17 protein-coding genes are annotated in these 20,351 nt (G+C 73.2%); 1 reads left to right on the top strand and 16 read right to left on the bottom strand.

Features of this window, described 5'->3' with window-relative positions:
* The first annotated feature begins 32 nt into the window (after positions 1-32).
* Positions 33-2,105, top strand: coding sequence for a prolyl oligopeptidase family serine peptidase (locus tag ACIQU4_RS31590; RefSeq protein ID WP_403737912.1), 2,073 nt, complete (start codon positions 33-35; stop codon positions 2,103-2,105).
* Between the two features lie 14 nt (positions 2,106-2,119).
* Here the strand turns inward: ACIQU4_RS31590 and ACIQU4_RS31595 are convergent, their stop codons facing one another.
* From ACIQU4_RS31595 to ACIQU4_RS31670, 16 genes are all read right to left on the bottom strand, one after another.
* Positions 2,120-2,779 carry an HAD family hydrolase gene (locus tag ACIQU4_RS31595; protein ID WP_403737915.1) on the bottom strand — a complete coding sequence of 220 codons (660 nt, stop codon included), beginning with the start codon at positions 2,777-2,779 and terminating at the stop codon, positions 2,120-2,122.
* A 130-nt stretch (positions 2,780-2,909) separates the two neighbouring features.
* A complete protein-coding gene (locus tag ACIQU4_RS31600; protein WP_403737918.1) occupies positions 2,910-3,932 on the bottom strand; it encodes an ABC transporter ATP-binding protein in 1,023 nt (340 codons plus the stop codon).
* The gene (locus tag ACIQU4_RS31605) at positions 3,929-5,020 is read right to left on the bottom strand and encodes an ABC transporter ATP-binding protein (RefSeq protein WP_403737921.1); all 1,092 of its coding nucleotides are present in this window, start codon (positions 5,018-5,020) and stop codon (positions 3,929-3,931) included. The genes ACIQU4_RS31600 and ACIQU4_RS31605 overlap by 4 nt, the downstream gene beginning before the upstream one ends.
* Positions 5,020-6,006: an ABC transporter permease gene (locus ACIQU4_RS31610; RefSeq protein ID WP_403737924.1), complete on the bottom strand. Its 987-nt coding sequence runs from the start codon at positions 6,004-6,006 to the stop codon at positions 5,020-5,022. Before ACIQU4_RS31610 ends, ACIQU4_RS31605 begins: the two co-directional genes overlap by 1 nt.
* On the bottom strand, positions 6,003-6,956 hold the full coding sequence (locus ACIQU4_RS31615; RefSeq protein ID WP_403737927.1) for an ABC transporter permease: 954 nt from the start codon (positions 6,954-6,956) through the stop codon (positions 6,003-6,005). The genes ACIQU4_RS31610 and ACIQU4_RS31615 overlap by 4 nt, the downstream gene beginning before the upstream one ends.
* 22 nt (positions 6,957-6,978) lie before the next feature.
* Entirely contained in the window at positions 6,979-8,721 is a 1,743-nt protein-coding gene (locus ACIQU4_RS31620) for an ABC transporter substrate-binding protein (RefSeq protein ID WP_403737930.1), read from the bottom strand.
* A gap of 265 nt (positions 8,722-8,986) precedes the next feature.
* Positions 8,987-9,721 carry a hypothetical protein gene (locus tag ACIQU4_RS31625; protein WP_403737933.1) on the bottom strand — a complete coding sequence of 245 codons (735 nt, stop codon included), beginning with the start codon at positions 9,719-9,721 and terminating at the stop codon, positions 8,987-8,989.
* A gap of 171 nt (positions 9,722-9,892) precedes the next feature.
* Positions 9,893-10,603, bottom strand: a complete 711-nt coding sequence (locus ACIQU4_RS31630) for a GntR family transcriptional regulator (RefSeq protein WP_403737935.1) — start codon at positions 10,601-10,603, stop codon at positions 9,893-9,895.
* Positions 10,604-10,659: 56 nt separating this feature from the next.
* Positions 10,660-11,622 carry an ornithine cyclodeaminase family protein gene (locus ACIQU4_RS31635; RefSeq protein ID WP_403737937.1) on the bottom strand — a complete coding sequence of 321 codons (963 nt, stop codon included), beginning with the start codon at positions 11,620-11,622 and terminating at the stop codon, positions 10,660-10,662.
* Positions 11,619-12,653, bottom strand: coding sequence for a proline racemase family protein (locus ACIQU4_RS31640; RefSeq protein ID WP_403737940.1), 1,035 nt, complete (start codon positions 12,651-12,653; stop codon positions 11,619-11,621). Before ACIQU4_RS31640 ends, ACIQU4_RS31635 begins: the two co-directional genes overlap by 4 nt.
* Positions 12,650-13,654 carry a proline racemase family protein gene (locus ACIQU4_RS31645; protein ID WP_403737943.1) on the bottom strand — a complete coding sequence of 335 codons (1,005 nt, stop codon included), beginning with the start codon at positions 13,652-13,654 and terminating at the stop codon, positions 12,650-12,652. The genes ACIQU4_RS31640 and ACIQU4_RS31645 overlap by 4 nt, the downstream gene beginning before the upstream one ends.
* 29 nt (positions 13,655-13,683) lie before the next feature.
* Entirely contained in the window at positions 13,684-14,616 is a 933-nt protein-coding gene (locus ACIQU4_RS31650; protein WP_403737946.1) for a dihydrodipicolinate synthase family protein, read from the bottom strand.
* A gap of 75 nt (positions 14,617-14,691) precedes the next feature.
* Positions 14,692-16,095, bottom strand: coding sequence for an NAD(P)/FAD-dependent oxidoreductase (locus ACIQU4_RS31655; protein WP_403737949.1), 1,404 nt, complete (start codon positions 16,093-16,095; stop codon positions 14,692-14,694).
* Entirely contained in the window at positions 16,076-16,390 is a 315-nt protein-coding gene (locus ACIQU4_RS31660; protein WP_403737952.1) for a (2Fe-2S)-binding protein, read from the bottom strand. The genes ACIQU4_RS31655 and ACIQU4_RS31660 overlap by 20 nt, the downstream gene beginning before the upstream one ends.
* Before the next feature lie 178 nt (positions 16,391-16,568).
* The gene (locus ACIQU4_RS31665) at positions 16,569-17,720 is read right to left on the bottom strand and encodes an NAD(P)/FAD-dependent oxidoreductase (protein WP_403737955.1); all 1,152 of its coding nucleotides are present in this window, start codon (positions 17,718-17,720) and stop codon (positions 16,569-16,571) included.
* A 102-nt stretch (positions 17,721-17,822) separates the two neighbouring features.
* Positions 17,823-20,222, bottom strand: a complete 2,400-nt coding sequence (locus ACIQU4_RS31670) for a collagenase (protein WP_403737958.1) — start codon at positions 20,220-20,222, stop codon at positions 17,823-17,825.
* Positions 20,223-20,351 lie beyond the last annotated feature (129 nt).

Here is a 20,351-nt window from a genome sequence, read left to right on the forward strand (position 1 = left end):
CAGTGTGCCATTTCACATGACACACTACGATCATGGATGATTTCCTCAGGCTCTCCGCGAGCACCGGCCGCTTCACGTACGGCGCCCCGCGCGCGTTCTCCTTCGGGGACGACGGCCGGCTGCTCTGGTTCCTCCGCTCCACCGGCCCCACCGACGCCTTCGACAGCCTCTGGGTCCTGGACACCGCCACCGGCGCCGAAACCCGGCTCGCCGACCCCCGCGAGCTGTCCCCGGAGCCCGGCGCCCTGCCGGCCGCCGAGCGCCGGCTGCGGGAGCGGACCCGGCTCGTGGCCGCCGGGATCGGCTCGTACGCGCTCTCCGGGGACGGCCGCAGCGCGGTGTTCCCTCTGTACGGGCGGCTGTACCGGGTGGGTTACCAGGGGCCCGGCGAGGGGATCGGACAGCCGGCCGAGGAGATCCCGGCCGCCGGGCCCGCCCTCGATCCCCGCCTCAACGCCGGCGGCTCCCGCACCGCGTACGTCACCGGCGACGCCCTGCACACCTCCCCCGGCGGCCGGATCAGCCCCGCCGACGGAGCCCGCTGGGGCCTCGCGGAGTTCGCCGCAGCCGAGGAGCTGGGCCGGGACCGGGGCCACTGGTGGTCCCCCGACGGCCAGACCCTGCTGGCCGCCCGCGTGGACGAATCCGCCCTCCAGCGGCGCCACTTCGCCGACCCCGCGCACCCCGAGCTCCCGGCCGAGGACTTCGCGTACCCCGAGGCGGGCGGGCCCAACGCCGGGGTCCAGCTGTGGGTGCTCCGCCCGGACGGCGCCCCGGTACGGCTCGACTGGGACGCGGAGGCGTACCCGTACGTCTCGGACGCCGACTGGGAGTCGCAGACGGAGATCCTGCTGACCGTCCAGGACCGGCTCCAGCAGAACGTGCTGCTGCTCACCGCCGACCCGGCCACCGGCCGTACCCGGGAGCTGTCGCGTACCGTGCACCCCCACTGGGTCGACCCGCTGCTGCCCGGCACCCCGGCCCGGCTCGCCGACGGGCGGATGCTCACCGCCGCCGACACTCCGGGCGGCGCCGCCCGCGGCCTCGCCCTCGACGGGGAACTGCTGACCGGGAACGGGATCCAGGTCCGCCGGGTGGCCGGGGTCCACCAAGGCCGGCTGCTGATCGAGGCCGGGCGACGCGACCCCGCCGAGCAGCAGGTGCTGCTCCTCGACCCCGCCACCGGGGAGCTGACCCCGCTCGCCGACGGACCCGGCGTGCACAGCGTCCGCGCCTCGGCCGGGACTCTGCTCCTGACCAGCGCCGACGCCAACGGGATCCGGCACGGCGTACGCACCGCCGACGGGCGCGAGTTCGTAGCAGGCGACCTGTCCGCGCCGCTGCCGTACCGGGTGGTCCCGGTGCTGGAGCGGGTCACCGAGCACGGCATCCCCACCGCGCTCGTACTCCCCCGCGGCCATGTCCCCGGCCGGCGGCTGCCCGTGCTGATGGACAGCTACGGCGGCCCCGGCTACCAGGACGTGTCCGCCGAGCCGCGCCGCTGGCAGCAGCGCCAGTGGTGGGCCGACCGGGGCTTCGCGGTGGTGACCGTCGACAACCGCGGGACCCCGTACGTCTCGCCCGCCTTCACCCACGCCATGTACCGCGGGTTCTCCGAAGTCACCCTGGACGACCAGGTCGCGGCCCTGCACGCACTCGCCGCCCGCCACGGCGACCTGGACCTCGGGCGGGTCGGGGTGCGCGGCTGGTCGTACGGCGGCTACCTCTCCGCGATGGCGGTGCTGCGCCGCCCGGACGTCTTCCACGCCGCTGCCGCCGGGGCCGCGCCGACCGACTTCCGCCAGTACGACACGGCGTACACCGAGCGCTACCTGGGCCTCCCCCAGGACCACCCGGACGTCTACGAGCGGGACTCCCTGATCCCCGACGCCCCGCACCTGGCCCGGCCACTGCTGCTGATCACGGGCCTGGCCGACGACAACGTCCACCCCTCGCACACCCTGCGGCTCTCGCAGGCGCTGACCGACGCGGGCCGCCCCCACCAGCTCCTGGCCCTCCCCGGGGTCACGCACATGACCCCCAACGGGGCCCGCGAGAAGATCACGGCGCTGGAGCTGGAGTTCTTCCGCCGCGAACTGGCCTGAGAGCGGGAACTCGCCTAAGCGGCGGACGACCCGGCCGCGAAGGCGAGGACAGCGGGCGCCGCCTCGTGCAGGCTCGCGAAGTGACGGTGCACCCCGTCCACCGGGGCCGGTGTGTTGACCCCCCACACCGTCATGCCGGCCCGCAGCCCGGACTCGACGCCGGACGGCGCGTCCTCGATGACCAGGCAGTCCTGCGGCCTGGCACCGAGGCGCTCCGCGGCCAGCAGGTAGGGGACCGGCGACGGCTTGCCCTCGGCGACGGCGGCCGCGTCCACGAGTACGCCCGGCACCGGCAGTCCGGTCCGGGCGAACCGCCCGCGCACCCGGTGCTCGTAGTTCGAGGTCACCAGCGCCCAGCGTCCCGAGGGCAGGCCGGACAGCAGCTCCGGGGCACCGGGGAAGGCGGCATAGGTGCCGGAGCGGACGTCCTCGTCCTCCAGTTCGTGGAGCGCGGTCAGGCAGGCCTGCGGGTCCTGCCCGGGCGCCACCTCGGCGAAGGTCTCCATGGGACGGGTCCGCAGCGCCACGCGGTGGACCGCCTCGGGGTCGAGTCCGTACCGCGCCGCCCACGTCGCCCAGACCCGGCGCTGGTTCGCCACCGCGTCGATCAACGTACCGTCGACGTCGAAGAGGACGAACTTCGCGGGGCCGGGCCGGGTGATTTCGCTGGTCACGCCGTGATCATGCCATCAGCCCGGCGGGCGGTCCGCCGCGGGGCGGCCCTCGGCCGGCTCGGACGGCGGAGGGCCCCGGAGCCGATCGTGTCGGCGCCGGGGCCCTCCTCCTTCTTCCCCTGGATCCCCGTCAGTCACCGGGGAAGTGGCAGGCCACCTCGCGGGAGGCGGCGATCCGCAGCAGCGGGCGGTCCGTGCGGCAGACGTCCTGCGCCTTCGGGCAGCGCGGGTGGAAGGTGCACCCCGGGGGCGGGGCGGCCGGGTTCGGGGGATCGCCCAGCAGCACGATCCGCTCGCGCCGCCGTTCGGCCGCCGGGTCCGGCAGCGGTACGGCGGAGAGCAGCGCCCGGGTGTACGGGTGCTGGGGGTTCTCGTACAGGGCGCGCTTCGCGCCGATCTCGACGATCCGGCCGAGGTACATGACGGCGACCCGGTCGCTGACCCGCTTCACCACGGACAGGTCGTGCGCGATGAACAAGTACGCCAGACCCAGTTCGCGGCGCAGCCGTTCCATCAGGTTGACGATCTGCGCCTGGACGGAGACGTCGAGGGCGGAGACCGGCTCGTCGGCGACGACCAGCCGCGGGCTGGTGGCCAGCGAGCGGGCGATACCGATGCGCTGGGCCTGGCCGCCGGAGAACTCGTGCGGGTAGCGGTCGATGTGCTCCGGGATCAGCCCGACCAGGTCCATCAGCTCGGCCGCCCGGCGGCGCGCGTCGGAGGCCGACCAGCCCTGCACGAGCAGCGGGTCGGAGATGATCCGGGACACCGTCTGGCGGGGGTTGAGGGAGGAGTGCGGGTCCTGGAAGACCATCTGGAGGTGGCGCCGGTGCGGGCGGAGCCCGCGCTGCGACAGCCTCGTGATGTCCCGTCCGTCGAACGTGATGCTGCCGGACGTGGGTTCCAGCAGCCGGACCAGCATCCGGCCGGTGGTGGACTTCCCGCAGCCCGACTCCCCGACCAGGCCGAGTGTTTCGCCGGCCGCGAGGTCGAAGGAGACCCCGTCGACGGCGCGCACGGGCGCCCCCCGGCGCCCGGACGCGGCGCGTCTGCCGGGGAAGGCCATGGTCAGGTCGCGTACGGAGAGCAGCGCCGGCGGGGTCCGGTCCGGGGCGGCCGGCCCGGGCGCCGGGGCGGGTACGAGCGTACTCATCGGGACACCTCCGATTCGGTCGCGGCGGCAACGGCCGCGGCGCCGGCGGCCGGTGCCGTGCGCCCCGCGACATGGCAGGCGGCCAGCCGGCCGGGGCCGCCGTACGGCAGGAGCTCGGGCCGTTCGCCCGTGCAGCGCTCCCGCTCCGCCCCGGTGCCGGCGGCCGCGACCGCGCAGCGCGGGGCGAACGCGCACCCCGGGGCGAGCGTGAGCAGGGAGGGCGGGGAGCCGGGGATCGCCCGCAGCGGATCGTCGTCGGCGTCGTCCAGCCGGGGCAGCGAGTCGAGCAGGCCCCGGGTGTACGGGTGCGCCGGGTCGGCGAACAGCTCGTCGACCCCGGCCTGTTCGGCGGCCCGGCCGCCGTACATGACCAGTACCTCGTGGGCGACGCGGGCGACGACCCCCAGGTCGTGGGTGATCATCACGACGCCGAGGCCGCGCTCCTGCTGGAGCCGGGCGATGAGCTCCAGGATCTGCGCCTGCACGGTCACGTCGAGGGCGGTGGTGGGCTCGTCGGCGATCAGCAGATCGGGTTCGCAGGCCAGGGCCATGGCGATCATCACGCGCTGGCGCATGCCGCCGGAGAACTGGTGCGGGTACTCCCCTACCCGGCGGGCCGGTTCCGGGATGCCGACCTCGCCGAGCATGTCGACGGCCCGCTTGCGCGCGGCGGCCCTCCCTGACTTGAAGTGCACGCGGAAGTGCTCGGCGATCTGCTCGCCGACCGTGTAGTAGGGGTGCAGGCTGGACAGCGGGTCCTGGAAGATCATGGCCATCTTCCGGCCGCGCAGCCGGGACAGCTCCTTGTCGGACATCCCGGTGAGCTCCTGCCCGGCGAGCGCGATGGAGCCGCCGACCTCGGCGCCCCGGTGCAGGCCCATGACGGCGAGCGAGGTGACGGACTTGCCGGATCCGGATTCGCCGACGATGCCGAGGGTGCGCCCGGCCTCGACGGTGAAGCCGAGCGAGTCGACGGCCCGTACGGGGCCGCGCGGGGTGGCGAAGGTGACGTGCAGGTCGCGTACTTCGAGGAGCGGGGCCTCGGGGCGCGGGGCCTCGGGGCGCGGCGCGTCGGGGAGAACGGCCATCAGTACCTCACCCTCGGGTCGATGACGGCGTACAGGAGGTCGACGACGAGGTTGGCGACGACGATGAAGAAGGCGGCGAGCAGCGTGACCCCGAGGACCACCGGCTGGTCCGAGCTGACCAGGGCCCCGTAGAACAGCCGCCCGATGCCCGGGAGTCCGAAGATGGACTCGGTGATGACGGCGCCGGCGAGCAGCCCGCCGAGGTCCATGCCGAAGATGGTGAGGATCGGGGTCATCCCGGAGCGCAGGCCGTGCTTGACGACCACCGTGCGCTCGGGCATGCCCTTGGCGCGGGCGGTACGGATGTACGGCTCGGCCATCGCCTCGATCATCGAGCCGCGGCTCTGGCGGGCGTACATGGCCGCGTACAGGAGGGCGAGCGCGGTCCAGGGCAGCAGCAGGTTGGCCGCCCACGCGAACGGGTTGTCGGTGAAGGCCTGGTAGGTGGGGTAGGGCAGCAGCCCGGCGACCCGGATGACCCCGTAGATGAGCATCACGGAGGTGAAGTAGACGGGCAGCGAGGCGGCGGCGACGGCGCCGACCATCAGGGCCTTGTCGGTGGCGGTGTCCTTGCGCAGGGCGGCGGTGACCCCGGCGCCGAGGCCGAGCAGCAGCCACAGCGCGGCGGCGCCGACGGCGAGGGAGGCGGAGACCGGGAGGCGGTCCATCAGCAGGTCCCACACGGGCAGGGAGTTCTCGTACGAGTAACCCAGGCACGGGAAGTCGCACTGGACGGCGTACTGGCCGGTGCCGAGGGTGCGGCCGGTGAAGATGCCGGTGAGGAAGTCGGCGAACTGCCGCCACACCGGCTGGTCCAGGCCGAGGTACTCCCGTACGTCGGCCAGCCGTTCGGCGCTGCAGGTCTTGCCGCAGGCGGCCGCGGCCGGGTCGGTGGGCAGGACGTAGAAGATGAGGAAGGTGACGGCGGCGATGGCGAGCAGAACGCCCGCGAGGGCGAGCAGCCGGCGCGCGAGGTAGAGGATCAACTGCGGCCGCCCCTCGGGTCGAGGATGTCGCGCAGGGCGTCGCCGAGCAGGGTGAAGGCGAGTACCGCGAGGAAGAGGAAGGTGCTCGGGATGACGAAGTACATGGGGTCGGTCTCGTAGAAGGCGACGGACTCGGCGATCATCTGGCCCCAGGACGGGGTCGGCGGGCGGACGCCCACGCCGAGGTAGCTGAGCGCCGCCTCGGTGCTGATCATGCCGGGGATGAGCAGGGTGGTGTAGGCGATGACCGGGCCGGAGACTCCCGGGAGGATGTCGCGGGTCAGGATCCGCCAGGAGCCGGCGCCGCCGACGCGGGCGGCGTCCACGTACTCGCGGTGTTTGAGGGAGAGGGTCTGGCCGCGGACGACGCGGGCGACGCCGGGCCAGCCGAAGACACCGATGACGGTGGTCATGAGCACGATCCGGTTGACGTCCTTGGCCACCGACAGCATCGCGATCATGAAGATGAGGGAGGGGAAGGACATGGTCAGGTCCATCAGCCGGGACAGGACCGTGTCGGTGCGGCCGCCGAAGTAGCCGGCGGCGATCCCGGCGGCGGTGCCCGCGATGACCACGATGGCGGTGGCGGTGAAGGCGATGAGGAGGGAGACCTGGGCGCCGTGGACGACCCGGGCGAACAGGTCGCGGCCGGTGACGGGTTCGACGCCGAGCCAGTGCTCGGGGCTGATCCCGCCGAGGGAGCCGAGGGGCTGGCCGCCGAGGTAGGGGTCGATGGCGGACTTGTCGAACTCCTCGGGGGACCAGCCGCCGAGCCCGCCCAGCCAGGGCGCGGTGACGGCCATCAGCACGAAGAGGAGCACGACGCAGAGGCTGACGCGGACGGCGGGGCGGCGGCGGAGCTCCCGCCGGGCGAGCTGCCAGGGGCTGCTGCCGGTGGCCGCTGCCGCCGCGAGACCGGCCTCGGCGGCGCCGGGTGCGGTGGTGGTCATGGTGTCGGGGGCTCCGTATCCCTCAGCCCTGGCTCTTCGAGGGGTCCTTGAGGCCGACGGTCCCGTAGTCGACGGTGCCGGTCCACACGGGGTGGCCGTAGGCGCCGGCGATGTTGGGGCCTACGAGCAGCGGCTTGCGCTCCAGGAGGACCGGGACGGACGGGGACTTCTTCATGATCTCGGCGTCGAGGTCGATCCAGGCCTGGTTGGCCTGCTTGGCGTCGGCCATGGCGTTGATCTCGTCGATCCGCTTCATGGTGGCCTCGTCGCGGAACTGGCTGTTGTTGCCCTGGTTGCCCTTCTCCTTGATGGTGCGTCCGTCGAAGACGAAGGGGATCCAGGTGGAGCCGGAGGGATAGTCGGGGCACCAGCCGGCGAGGGTCATGTCGGGGGTGGTGGAGAGGTCGCCGATGACGTCGTAGTACGCGCCCGGGTCGATGGTGTCGACGACGACCTCGATGCCCACGCGGGACAGGCCCTGCTGGATGGCCTCGGCCTTGCCCTTGTCGCCGGTGGATACGGCGAGGGAGACCTTCAGGGACTCCTTGCCCGCGGCCTTGAGGAGTTCCTTGGCCTTGGCCGGGTCTCCCGCCGGGGCGATCTTCAGGGTGTCGGCCTGCTTGCCGCCGGAGAGCGCCGGGGGCAGGTAGGCGGTGGCGATCTCGTTGAGGGCCGGACCGCCGCCCGCGGTGATCACCGCCTCCTTGTCGACGGCGTACTGCATGGCCTCGCGGACCTTGGGATCGTTGAAGGGCGCCCGGGAGTTGTTCAGGGCGAGCATCTCGGTGCAGCCCTGGGACTCGGCGAGCAGGCGCGCCCTGACCTCCGGCTTCGGCAGCACCTTGGGGGCGCTCTCGGGGCGCATGTCCATGTACTGGACGGCGGAGGCGTCGGCGCCCTCGCCCGCGATGATCCGGTCGTCGATCTGGCCGCCCTTGAGGCCCATGACCACGACGAACTTGTCGGGGTAGGCCTTTCTGACGGTGTCGGTCTTCGGGTCCCAGTGCTCGTTGCGGACGAGGACGAGCTTCTTGTCGCGGTCGTACGACTCGATCTTGTACGGGCCGGAGGAGAACGGGCGGGCGTCGTACTGGGTGCCCTTCTCCTGGGACTGCGGGACCGGGGCGAAGGTGGGGAGGGTGGCGGTGGCGGAGAACTCGGCGACCGGGCGCTTCAGTTCGAAGACGATGGTGCGGTCGTCGGGGGTCTTGACGGAGTCGAGGTGCTGCCCCTGGAGCGGTCCCTTGTAACCCTCGCCGCCGGCCAGGTACTGGGCGGCGTAGTCGGGGCCGCCGGTGAGGTCGGGGGCGAAGGAGCGCTCGACGTTGTACTTGATGTCCTGCGCCTTGATGGGCGTGCCGTCCTCGTACTTCACGCCCTCCTTGAGGGTGAAGGTCCAGGTCTTGCCGCCGTTGGAGGGGGTGCCGAGGTCGGTGGCGAGGTCGGGGACGAGCTCGCTGCCGGCCTTGCCGGGCTCGGCCTTGAAGGTGACGAGCGTGCGGTAGAGGAGGCGGGTGCCGAAGTCCATGGCCGGCATGACCCAGTTGCGGGCGGGGTCGAGGTGGGCGAAGTCCTGGTTGGACAGGACGGTCAGGGTCCCGCCCTTGACCGGGGCCCCGCCGAGGATCTTGCCGTCGTTGGCGGCGGCGGGGTTGCCCGCGCCGGCGACGGTGGAGCCCTTCTTGGGGTCGGAGCAGCCCGAGGCGCCGAGTGCGAGTGCCGCCACGAGGGCGGTGGCGAGGGCGAGTTGGGTGCGCTTGGTCATGGGTCACTCCAGTGAAGGGCCGCGCTCTATGATGTGACCGGTAACATAGTAATGTGAAATTGCACTGACAAGAGGTTGGCGCCGCCGTTATCCAGCCGTGCCCAAATCCGGCCCCTCGAACGGGAGTCGAGGCCGTCGGACAGCCTGAACGCGGCAACTGCCCGACGACGCGCAGCGCCAGGCGGTCGACGGTAGTCCGTCACCACCTGGCGCTGCGCGTCACGACGAACGACCCGAGCGGTACCCGCTGCCGCCGGGGATCAGCTCAATGCGACGAACCGGCCTTTTCCTTTTCCTTTTCCTTGCCCTTGTGCTTGCTCAGAACCGGACGGAAGTTACTGTTCGTCACACAGCCGAGGTTGGTGTAGATCCTGTCGTTCGTCTGCGGGTCAAAGCCGACGAGGTGGTACTGGCAGGCCCCCTCGATGAACCTGGCTTCGACGCCGCCGGGAAAATCGATCTCCTTGTTCCACAGGAACTGCGACTGGAGGCCCGTCTGCCGCGCGGTGGCGTTGATGTCGATCCCGCCGGGAGCCTGGATCGCGTAGACCCAGCCGTCGTTCCCGCCCCCCGTGGCGAATTCCTGCGCCACCCAGCGCTCACAAGTGGTGCTCACGTGCGCGGCGTTCTGCTGCCCGCTCCCCCCGATGATCCACTGCGACAGCGGGGTGAGGTCCGAGCCCCGCGCGGCGAAGCCGCTGGCGAAGATCGTTTGGGGGGGCCGTGTGTCGCCCCGCCACAGCGTGTTCCCGTCGTGCCGCCAGTACCAGGCCTCGCGCACCGCGGCGAGGTCCACCTCCGGCCGGATCCCGGGGTCCTTCGTGGTCTGCATCCACTCCGACGCGCTGTAGCCGCCGGTCGGGCCGCAGGGGCCGGTATCGCGGATCTGCTGCGGGGTACCCGGGTACGGATCCGCCGCGGCGCCGGCGGGTGAGCCGAACGCCAACGAGACGGTGACCAGGACAGTGGCGGAAGTGATCCGAAACGCAGTCTTCAACACAGTCGGCACAACCCATCGCTCGGTGCACAGGACCCTGTGTTGGTAGACGGATTCCGGGCGGAATCAACCTCCGTTCGCAGCCGTCACCCGCGGGCACCACGAGGTCCACCCGCCCGGCGCACTCTCCCCCTCACCGGTCCGACGGGCCCGGCGTGATCCGAACGACACCCCCTAGACGCCCGAGCCGAGGCCTCCCGGGATGCGGCCCACCGGTTCGTCGCGGCCCTGGGCCCACAGCGAGCGGACGTGGCCGAGGTGGCGGACCATGCAGGCTTCCGCCGCCTCCGCGTCGCCGGCGATCATCAGGTCCAGCAGCTCGATGTGCTCCTCGGCCGAGGAGACCAGCTTTCCGGCCTCGTCCAGGCCCGTCAGCCCGTACAGCCGCGAGCGCTTTCGCAGGTCGCCCACCGTCTCGACCAGCCGGTCGTTGCCGGCCAGGGCCAGCAGGGAGAGGTGGAAGCGGCGGTCCGCCTCCAGGTAGCCGATCAGGTTGTGCTCGCGGGCGCTGGTGACGATCTCCTCGGCGACGGGCCGCAGCGCCTCCAGCTGCTCCGCCGTGGCGATCTTCGTGATCCGGCCGATGGTCGGCACCTCGATCATCGTGCGCAGCTCGGTGTACTGGTCCAGGTCGCGCTCGCTGACCTCGGTGATCCGGAAGCCCTTGTTGCGGACGGGTTCCACCAGGCCCTCGCGGGCCAGGTCGAGCATCGCCTCGCGGACCGGCGTGGCGGAGACCCCGAGTTCGGCGGCCAGGCCGGGCGCCGAGTAGACGCTGCCGGGGCGCAGTTCACCCGCTATCAGGGCTGCTCGGAGGGCGTGGCCGACCTGGTCGCGGAGCCGTTCCTGGGCCTTGATGAGGCTGTGCTGCTTCAGGTCACCCATTTGCCATTCCTCCGAAACCCTTCGCACCACCGAGTGCAGAGGAACAGCGTACAATGTCACGTTGCGCTTGCTCTCCGAGCGGTGGTGCATCCCGCGGCGCGATACATCGCCACCGCCACAGCGAGATCCTCCCAGGCCATGCCCACGCTCTTGAAGAGCTGTGGACAACCCGGCGCTCCGGCCGCCGGCATCCGGCCCGCCACCAGGTCGGCCAGGGTGCCGTTGATATGACCGGGCCCGATCGCCCCCTCCGCCTCCGGCACCAGCAGATCCCCCGCCTCCCGCAGCGCCGCCGCCCGCGACTCCACGTACACCGCGGCCCGCCGCACCAGCGCGGTGTCGGTCTCCCGGGCGTCCGGCTCGTGCGAGCCGACCGCCACGACCGTCGCTCCCGGGGCCACCAGCCGCCCGTCGAAGAGGGGTTCGCGGGCCGTGGTGCAGCACAGCACCAGGTCCGCGTCCACCACGTCCGCCGGGGTGCCCGTACGGGCCGGCACGCCCAGGGCGCGGGCGTGCGCCGCCAGCCGCTCCGCGGCCCCGGGGTTGCGGCCCACGACCACCGCCCCCGCCAACTCCCGTACGTCCCGTACCGCTTCGAGGTGTCCGTACGCCTGGGGGCCGGCGCCGAAGAGCACCAGCCGCAGGGCCCGCCCGGCCGGCGCCAGGTACCGCAGGGCGAGCGCCGAGACCGCCGGGGTGCGCAGGGCGGTCAGCGCCGCGCCGTCGAACAGGGCCAGCGGGCGCAGCGTCGGGCCGTCCAGCAGCAGGTACGAGCCGGTGATGCGAGGGAGCCCGAGGGCCGGATTGCCGGGCGCCACACCGGCGATCTTCACCCCGGCGTACGCCCCCGCCGCGGCCGGCATCAGCAGCAGCTCGCCGCCGCCCGGTACGGCCAGCGCCGAGCGCTGCGGGCAGGACTCCGGGTCCAGCCCGGCCCGCAGTACGTCGGCCAGCGCGTCGGCGGCCGCGGCCGGGGTGAGCAGCGCGGCCGTCTCCGCGGCCTCGAACTGCGGGATCACAGCAGGAATCCCGCGCCGAGGGCGTCCTGCGGATCACGGACGAAGGCGTGCTCGCCGGTGCGGTACGCCGTCCCTGTGACCTCCGTGACCAGACCGTCGAGGGATCCCACCGGCACCACCCGGCCCGTGAACACCGTGCCCGTCACCGACTCGTGGAGCAGGTCCTCGCCCGGCCCGATCCGGCCGTCCTCCGCGAGCAGCGCGAGGCGCGCCGAGGTGCCCGAACCGCAGGGCGAGCGGTCGATCTGCCCGTCGGCGAACACGGTGACGTTGCGCTGGTGCGGCCCGAAGGGGGTGCCGGGCAGCTCCTCGTGGAGGATCACCCCGTAGACCCCGGAGAGCAGCGGCCCGCCGGGGTGCCAGGTCCCGGGGTGGGAGGCCAGCGCGGCCCTGATCTCCTGCCCTGCGCGGACGAGTTCGGGCAGGGCGGCCCGGGTGACCTCCAGGCCCAGGTCCCGGGCCGCTACGGACGCGTAGCAGGCTCCGGCGTGCGCGATGTCCACCTCCGCCAGACCCAGGGTGGTCGCCACCGGCACCTTGCGGGCGCCGACCCGGGCCGGGACGTTGCGGAAGGTGACCCCGGTGGTCCGGCCGCCGGCGCGGTGCACGGTCGCGGCGACCCGCCCCGACGGCACGTCGATCCGTACCTGCGCGTCCCCGTCGTCCGGCGCGGCGACCCGGCCGGTGTCCACGGCCCAGACGCCGAGGGCCATCGTGCCGTGGCCGCAGGCGGTGGAGTAGCCGTCCTTGTGCCAGAACAGCACGCCGAAGTGGGCCCCGTCGTCGTCCGGGGGCACGACGAACCCGCCGTACATCCCGGCGTGCCCGCGCGGCTCCTGCACGAGGAGCCGCCGTACGTCGTCCAGCGGGCTGCGGCGCGGAGCCGTCCCGGAGCCCCCGGGGCCGATGGCGGTGGAGCAGCGCTCGGCGACGGTGTCCCCGGGTGCGGGCGGCAGGCCGGCCGCGGCGGTGTCGACGATCCGGAACGGCTCCCCGGCGGTGTGGTAGTCCACGGTGCGTACGGCGGTCACAGCAGGAACCCCGCGGGGAAGGGGTCGGACGGGTCGAGGAAGTACTGGGCGGTGCCGGTGATCCACGCCCGCCCGGTGACGGTGGGGACAACGGCCGGGAACCCGCCGACCGTGGTCTCCCCGACCAGCCGGCCGGTGAACTCCGTCCCGATGAAGGACTCGTTGACGAAGTCCGCGCCGAGGCCGAGGAGGCTCCGGGCGTGCAGCTGGGCCATGCGCGCGCTGGTCCCCGTACCGCAGGGCGAGCGGTCGAACCAGCCCGGATGGATGGCCATGGCGTGCCGGGAGCGGCGGGCGTCGGAGCCGGGGGCGGCGAGGTAGACGTGCTTGACCCCGGAGATGGTGGAGTTCTCGGGGTGGACGGGCCGGTCGCCGGAGGCGTTGATCGCGTCCATGACGGCGAGTCCGGCGGCGAGCAGGTCGTCCTTCCGCTCCCGGTCGAAGGGGAGGCCGAGGGCGTCTAGTTCGACGAAGGCGTAGAAGTTCCCGCCGTAGGCGAGGTCGTAGGTGACCGTGCCGAAGCCGGGGACCTCGGCCTTGAGGTCGAGTCCGACGCAGAAGGAGGGGACGTTGGTGAGGGTGACGGCGGTGGCCGCCCCGTCCTCGACCCGGACGTCCACGCTCACCAGCCCGGCCGGGGTGTCGAGCCGGACGGTGGTGACCGGCTCGACGACCTCCACCATGCCCGTCTCGACCAGGACGGTCGCGACCCCGATGGTCCCGTGCCCGCACATGGGGAGCAGGCCCGACACCTCGATGTACAGCACGCCGAAGTCGGCGTCGGGGCGGGTGGGGGGCTGCAGGATGGCACCGCTCATCGCGGAGTGCCCGCGCGGCTCGTACATGAGCAGGGTCCGGACGTGGTCCAGGTGCTCGATGAAGTGGAGCCGTTTGTCGGCCATGGTGGCGCCGGGGATCACCCCGACGCCTCCGGTGATCACCCGGGTCGGCATGCCCTCGGTGTGCGAGTCCACCGCGTGGTAGATGTGGCGCGTACGCATTCCAGTGCCCTTCCGGTCCCCCGGGGGGACTAGTTGTGGCCCTCGGCGAGGGCCTTCTCGGTGGCGGCGCGGACGGCCGCCTCGATCTCCCCGGTGAGCGGGAAGCGGGGCGGGCGGGTGGCGCCGCCGGGGCGTCCCGCGAGGTCCATGGAGAGCTTGATGGCCTGGACGAACTCGGTCTTGGAGTCCCAGCGCAGCAGCGAGTGCAGGGACTTGTACAGCGGCAGCGCGGTGGCGAGGTCCCCGGCCACGGCGGCCCGGTAGAGCTCGGCGCAGGAGCGCGGCAGGGCGTTGGGGTAGCCGGCGATCCACCCGACCGCGCCGGCGAGGGCGAGTTCGAGGAGGACGTCGTCGGCGCCGATGAGCAGGTCGAGGCCCGGGGCGAGTTCGGCGATCTCGTACGCCCGGCGGACGTCCCCGCTGAACTCCTTGACGGCGACGATGCTGCCGTCGCCGTGCAGGCGGGCGAGCAGGCCGGGGGTCAGGTCCACCTTGGTGTCGATGGGGTTGTTGTACGCGACGACGGGCAGCCCGGCGCGGGCCACGTCGGCGTAGTGCGCGCGCACGGTCGCCTCGTCGGCCCGGAAGGCGTTGGGGGGCAGCAGGAGTACGGAGCCGGCCCCGGCCTCGGCGGCCTGGTCGGCCCAGCGGCGGGCCTCGGCGCTGCCGTAGGCGGCGACGCCGGGCATGACGCGGGCGCCGTCGCCGGCGGCCTCGACAGCGGTACGGACCACGCGGGCCCGCTCCTCGTCGGTCAGGGTCTGGTACTCCCCGAGGGAGCCGTTGGGGACCACGCCGTCGCAGCCGTTGGCGATGAGCCAGGCCACGTGCTCGGCGTAGGCGTCGTGGTCGACGGTGAGGTCCTCGCGCAGCGGCAGCGCGGTGGCGACCATGATGCCGCGCCAGGGGCGGGTGCGGGTGTCCGTACCGGTGGTGGGCGCGGGGGTGTGCGCGTCGGTCATGAGAGAGCTCCCTAGAGTGGTGTGTGACATTTTACTAGTGGGTACGAGGCGGCCACAAGGGTCCGGGCCGCCCGATCAGCCGTCCGCCGGGGGCAGTTCCGCGAGGTGGCGCAGCGGGACCGGGCAGGACAGGGGCCGCCGGTCGGCCGCGGGCCCGTCGCCGGTGAGGGCGGCGACGGCCGGCCCGCACATTCGGCCCTGGCACCAGCCCATTCCGGAGCGGGTGAGGAGTTTGACCGTACGGGCGTCGCGCGCGCCGAGGTCGGCGACGGCCTCGCGGATCCGGCCGGCCGGAACCTCCTCGCAGCGGCACACGTCGGTGTCGTCGCGGAGCCAGCCGGTCCAGCCTTCGCCGGGGCGGTGGGCGGCGCCCATGGCCTCGGCGAAGACGCGCAGACGGGCGCGGCGGCGGGCGAGCGCGGTCGGCGCGGGCCGGCCGGCGATCGCGTGGGCGGCGATCTCCCCTTCGAGGAGCGCCAGTTGGGCGCCGCCGATGCCGCCGGTCTCGCCCGCGGACCAGATCCCGGGGACCGAGGTCCGCTGCTCGGCGTCCAGCGCCAGGGCGACGGTGCCGTCGGCGGCCGGGCGGGTGGCGCAGCCGAGGCCGGTCGCCAGCTCCAGCTGCGGGACGAGCCCGTGGCCGACGGCGAGGGCGTCGCAGGGGATCCGGCGGGCGGTGGCGGGCACGGGCCGCCAGTCCCGGTCCAGGCGGGCCACGGTGACGGCCTCGACCCGGTCGGCGCCGTGGGCCTCGGTCACGGCGTGCCGGGTGAGGAGGCGGATGTGGCGGTGCAGGAGGGCGCTGCTGTACGTGGCGGCCTCGGCGAGCTTGCCGGGGTTGCGGAGCAGGGCGGGGAGGTGGCCGGCGTACGCGGTGTACGCGGCGGCCTCGACCACGGCCGGCACCCGGGCCCCGGCGGCGGAGAGGGACCCGGCGACGGCCAGGAGCAGCGGGCCGCTCCCGGCGACCACGACGCGCTTGCCCGGCAGTACGAGCCCGCCCTTGAGCATGGCCTGGGCCCCGCCGGCCCCGACCACCCCGGGCAGGGTCCAGCCGGGGAAGGGCAGTTGCCGCTCGTACGACCCGGTGGCGAGGAGCACGGCCCGGGCGTGCAGGGTCGCGGCCGCCTCCTCGGGACCGGCGACGGCGTGCAGCGTCCAGCCGGGGCCGCCGTCCGGGACCACGGCCCAGACGTGGTGGGCCGGCAGGTACGTGATCCGGCCGGCCGACGCGTGGGCGCGCAGGGCGGCTTCGCGCGAGGCGAAGGCGGCCCACCCGTGGTGCAGGGCTTCGGGACGGTCCGCCCCGAGCCCCGGCGCGGGGTGGCGGTAGTACTGGCCGCCGGGGCGCTCTCCCGCGTCGAGGAGGACGACCCGCAGCCCGAGGCCCGCGGCCGTGACGGCGGCGGCCAGCCCGGCGGGGCCGGCGCCGACGATCGCGAGGTCGGGCGGGGCGGTGTCAGACGCCGAGCTCGGCATGGCCGGTTCCCTCCTGGGTGGTGACGGTGTCCCCGGGGCGGGCGGGGACGAGGCAGGCGCGTTGGTTGGGGCGGCCGTTGACGGTGACGAGGCAGTCGTAGCAGCTGCCGATCCCGCAGAACGCTCCGCGCGGGGTGCCGCCTTGGCGGGTGGTCCGCCAGGCGAGGATCCCGGCGCCCCAGAGCACGGCGGCGACGCTCTGGCCCGCCTGGGCCGTGAGCTCGCGGCCGTCGAAGCGCAGGACGTACGTGGCCGAGGGGGCTCCGCCGACGAGGGTGCGGGGGGTTGGGCTCATCGGGGGTTCTCCTTGGGCGGCGTGGTGCAGGTGACGGGGCGGTACCGGTTGCCGCTGCGCGGGTCTTCTCCCCGCCCCGCCCTTTCTCCGTATCTCCCCCAGCTACCGCTGGGGGTGCCCCCAGCGGCCCCGCCCCGGACCCCGCGCCTCGAACGCCGGCGGGGCCGGGATCGGACGGTCATCGGGCCGGGTCCTGGTCGAAGCGGGCCGGGTGGAACGGGGCCAGGGGGAGCGGGGGTTGCGAGCCCGTCAGGGCGGCGGTGATCAGGACTCCGGTGGCCGGGGCGAGGCCGATGCCGGCTCCCTCGTGGCCGCAGGCGTGCAGGAGGCCCGGGAGCCGGGGGTCCGGGCCGATCGCCGGGAGGTGGTCCGGGAGGTACGGGCGAAAGCCGTGGTAGGTGCGGAGCACCCGGACGTCCGCCAGGACGGGGAAGAGCGCCGCCGCCTGCGCGGCAAGGCGGCGCAGGGCCTCCACCGACAGGCTCCGGTCGAAGCCCACCCGCTCCCGGGTCGCCCCGATCAGCACCGGCCCCGCCGGCGTCCCCTCCACCACCGCCGAGGACTGGAGTGCCGCCGAACCGCTCGCCACATCGGCGATGTAGTCCGCGGCGTAGACCTTGTGCCGGACCACCCTGGGCAGCGGCTCCGTCACCAGGACGAATCCGCGGCGCGGAAGCACCGGGAGGGACACCCCGGCCAGTTCCGCGATGCGCCCGCCCCAGGTCCCGGCCGCGTTCACCACCGCCGGGGCGAGGAGTTCACCGCCGCGGGTGCGGACCCCGCGGACGCCCCCGGGGCCCGTGAGGATCCCCGTCACCTCCTCACCGAGGTGCACCGAAGCCCCCGACGCGGCCAGCAGCCTCGCCGCCGCCTGGGCCGGCTGGACCTGGGCGTCCTGCGGGTACAGGAAGCCGCCGACCGGACCCGGGGCCAGATGGGGCTCCAGCTCGCGGAGGTCTCGGGGCCCCGCCTCGACGGCTTCGACCCCGGCGGCGCGCTGGCCTTCGGCGAAGTCCCGCAGCGCCCTCAGCGAAGCCTCGTCCGGGGCGACGACGAGCCCGCCCTTGGCCTCGTACTCGATCTCCTGCGGGAGGACGGCGGCGAGTTCGCGCCACAGGCCGGCCGACAGCAGAGCCAGGTCGAGCTCCGGGCCCGCCTCCTTGTCGGAGACGAGCAGGTTGCCTTCCCCGGCTCCCGTCGTGCCGCCCGCGACGGGGCCGCGGTCCACGACGGCCACGGAGAGTCCGGCGCGGGCCGCGTAGTACGCGATCGCGGCTCCGACGACGCCGGCGCCGATGATCACGACGTCCAGGGGATGTCTCTTGGGCACGGCAGTAATATGTCACATTCTTTAGTAGGTGCCTAGGGTCGCCGAAGGACCCGGCGGCCGGTCCGCCCCCCGTTCGGATTCGGACCGGCCACCGGCGCCGGATCAGCTGCGCAGCGGGCCCTCACAGCTGTAACTCGACGTCCCCGCCTTGTGGTCGGTCCAGATCTCCACGGGGCCGAAGGAGCAGTTCATGTCGGCCAGGTTGTTGGAGGCCGCACCCGCCCGGTCGAGGATGAAGTAGTCCACCGTCTCCGACATGTCCTTGAAGTTCTGGTCGTCGCTGCGCCAGTCCTTCAGGTTCGCGCTGATCCGGCCGGTACAGGTGAACCGGCGCTTGCCCGCGTCCCCGTTCTCCACGCAGTCCGGGGTGTTGTAGGTGGCGGTCGCGAAGGACGACTTCACGGATCCCAGTGCCGCGTCGCGCAGTCGGTCGTTGGGCGTGAAGCTGGTGTTCGGCACGTACAGCTGGTCGACCTTGGCGATCTGCGCGTCCAGGAAGCGGTTGTAGTCGCGCTGGAGGTAGGAGTCCGCGCCCATCCGGTGGCGCCAGGCGTCGTACCCGGCCACGTCGTTGGCCCGCAGATGGGTGTACATCTCGCGCAGCAGCGAGGGCTTCTCGGTCCACAGGAACTCGAAGAAGGTGCCCGCGTAGTTGTAGAAGCGGAAGCCGTCGCCGTCGTACGTGGCGTTGAGCAGCTGCTCGACCGTCATCCGCGGGCCGCCGCCGGCGGTGTCGTTGATGATGCCCTTGACCAGGGACTTGCGGACGGCGATGCCGTTGTCCCGGGTGGCGCCGTCGAAGAACTCGGCGGTGCCCTCGTCCATCGCGGTCGTACGGTCGCCCTCGTACCAGGGGCCCTCTCCGAAGAACCCGGGGACGGCGAACCGGCCGTTGAGGTAGTGCGTGTACTCGTGCCGGAAGAGCTCCTCGAGGGTGAGGGAGGAGTCCTGCGGGACGCGCCGCTGGTAGGTGTAGAACGTGGCGCCGTTCTCGATGTACATGCCGCCGTTCTCGGTGCCGTAGCCGTACAGCATCGTCTGGTAGGTCACGTAGTCGGCGCGGGAGGCGTACAGCACGATGTTCAGCGTGGTGTTGGGGTCGCCGGCCAGCGGCTGGTCGGTGCCGAGGACGCGGTGGAACTGCGTCTTGACCTGCTTGCTCGCGTAGTAGAGCTGGTCGACGGTGGCCCGGTCGAGGGCCGTGCGGACCTTGATGGCTCCGTTGTCGTAGGTGTACGTGTTCGGGAAGAGCATCTTCTCGATGTCCTCCTTGCACACCCCGTACTGCTTGCACGCGTTGTAGGTGTTCAGCCAGGAGACGATCTTGGCCCAGGGCTCGCTGCCGTTGCCCCACGCGGCCTTGACCGGCTCCAGGAGGGCGCCGAGGTCGGCGGCGGTCTGGTCCTGGAGGCCCTCGATCTGGCCGAAGCGGCCGTACTCGCCGAGCGCGTCGCGCACCACCCACGCGTTGGTGGTGCCCTTGAGGTGGGTGTATCCGGCGAAAGCCTTGAACGCGGCCCGGTAGGCGGGGTCGGCCTTGGCCGCGGCGTGGAAGGCGGCGTCCTGGTTGCCCGGGTACACGCCGAGGTAGTTGACGGTGAGGGCGGCGAGGGCCGCACCGCCCCAGTTCGCGTCGCCGCTGGTGGCGGGGTGCGAGGCGTCCAGGGTGGCCAGGACCTTCTTGATCAGGCCCAGCTGGGTCTGGCGCATGCCGGGGCCGGTGGCGTAGAGGGCCTCGCGCAGGGTCCGGCCGTTGGAGGCGGTGGCGTCGAAGGTGCGTGCGGCGTTGCCGAAGTCGGTGACGGCCCGGCTCATGGCGTCGGCGGTCGCGGCGTCGGTGAGGTCGATCTCCTCGCGCGAGAAGTCGTGGTAGATGGCCGCGTGCAGGTACGTGAACATCTCCTCCAGGTGCGAGGAGTTACGGCCGTCGTGGGCGGCGGCCAGGCCGGATATCCGGCGGGAGACGGCCTGGACGTGCGCGTCGTCCATGACGGGCGCGAGGCGGGCGTCCCAGGTCCAGATCAGCCCGCGCAGACAGCCGTCGGCGGTGACGGCCGGGTCGGCCAGGAAGTCTGCGAACTGCTCGGGGCTGAGGCCCGTGATCCCGTCGAGGGTGCAGGGGACGCCGGCGGCGACGCTCTGCGCGGTGGGCGCGGCCTGGGCGGCGGCGCGCTCGCGGCTCTTCTCGCTGCGCTCGGTGAGGCGCGCTGCCTGGGCGGCGGCCGGGGCGGCTCCGGGGACGCGGCCGTCGGCGGCGATCCCGCCGGGGGCCTGGGCCGTCGCCGGCGCGGCCTCCTTGGGCGAGGCGCGGTGCTCGACCTCGTCGAACGGGTTCGCGCCGGGCGCTCCGGAGGTGAAGGTGCCGGGCACGGCGGCCGGGGCGGGGGCGGCCGCGGGGGCCCGGTCCGCGGTCTGGGACACGGCCTGGCCGGCGGAGGCGAGGAGCGTCACCGCGACCGCGGCGGAGAGGAGAGACGTACGCACAGCTCTGTGCTGAGACACCGAGGACTCCTGGTTGGGAGGGAGGTGGGGGAAGTGGTGCGCAAGGTGGTGCGTGATACGTGAAATGCGTGAACTGCCCTGCGTCACGCGGCGTTTGACGGGGATTAACGTGCCGCGGTGTGAGCTGTA

This window comes from Streptomyces sp. NPDC090741 (assembly GCF_044769045.1).
Classification (GTDB): domain Bacteria; phylum Actinomycetota; class Actinomycetes; order Streptomycetales; family Streptomycetaceae; genus Streptomyces.

Bases quoted from the DNA above. Each gene is read 5' to 3' on its own strand.
- ACIQU4_RS31590 (WP_403737912.1), top strand. From the start codon at position 33: ATGGATGATTTCCTCAGGCTCTCCGCGAGCACCGGCCGCTTCACGTAC.
- ACIQU4_RS31600 (WP_403737918.1), bottom strand. From the start codon at position 3,932: ATGAGTACGCTCGTACCCGCCCCGGCGCCCGGGCCGGCCGCCCCGGAC.
- ACIQU4_RS31605 (WP_403737921.1), bottom strand. From the start codon at position 5,020: ATGGCCGTTCTCCCCGACGCGCCGCGCCCCGAGGCCCCGCGCCCCGAG.
- ACIQU4_RS31615 (WP_403737927.1), bottom strand. From the start codon at position 6,956: ATGACCACCACCGCACCCGGCGCCGCCGAGGCCGGTCTCGCGGCGGCA.
- ACIQU4_RS31620 (WP_403737930.1), bottom strand. From the start codon at position 8,721: ATGACCAAGCGCACCCAACTCGCCCTCGCCACCGCCCTCGTGGCGGCA.
- ACIQU4_RS31630 (WP_403737935.1), bottom strand. From the start codon at position 10,603: ATGGGTGACCTGAAGCAGCACAGCCTCATCAAGGCCCAGGAACGGCTC.
- ACIQU4_RS31645 (WP_403737943.1), bottom strand. From the start codon at position 13,654: ATGCGTACGCGCCACATCTACCACGCGGTGGACTCGCACACCGAGGGC.
- ACIQU4_RS31650 (WP_403737946.1), bottom strand. From the start codon at position 14,616: ATGACCGACGCGCACACCCCCGCGCCCACCACCGGTACGGACACCCGC.
- ACIQU4_RS31655 (WP_403737949.1), bottom strand. From the start codon at position 16,095: ATGCCGAGCTCGGCGTCTGACACCGCCCCGCCCGACCTCGCGATCGTC.
- ACIQU4_RS31660 (WP_403737952.1), bottom strand. From the start codon at position 16,390: ATGAGCCCAACCCCCCGCACCCTCGTCGGCGGAGCCCCCTCGGCCACG.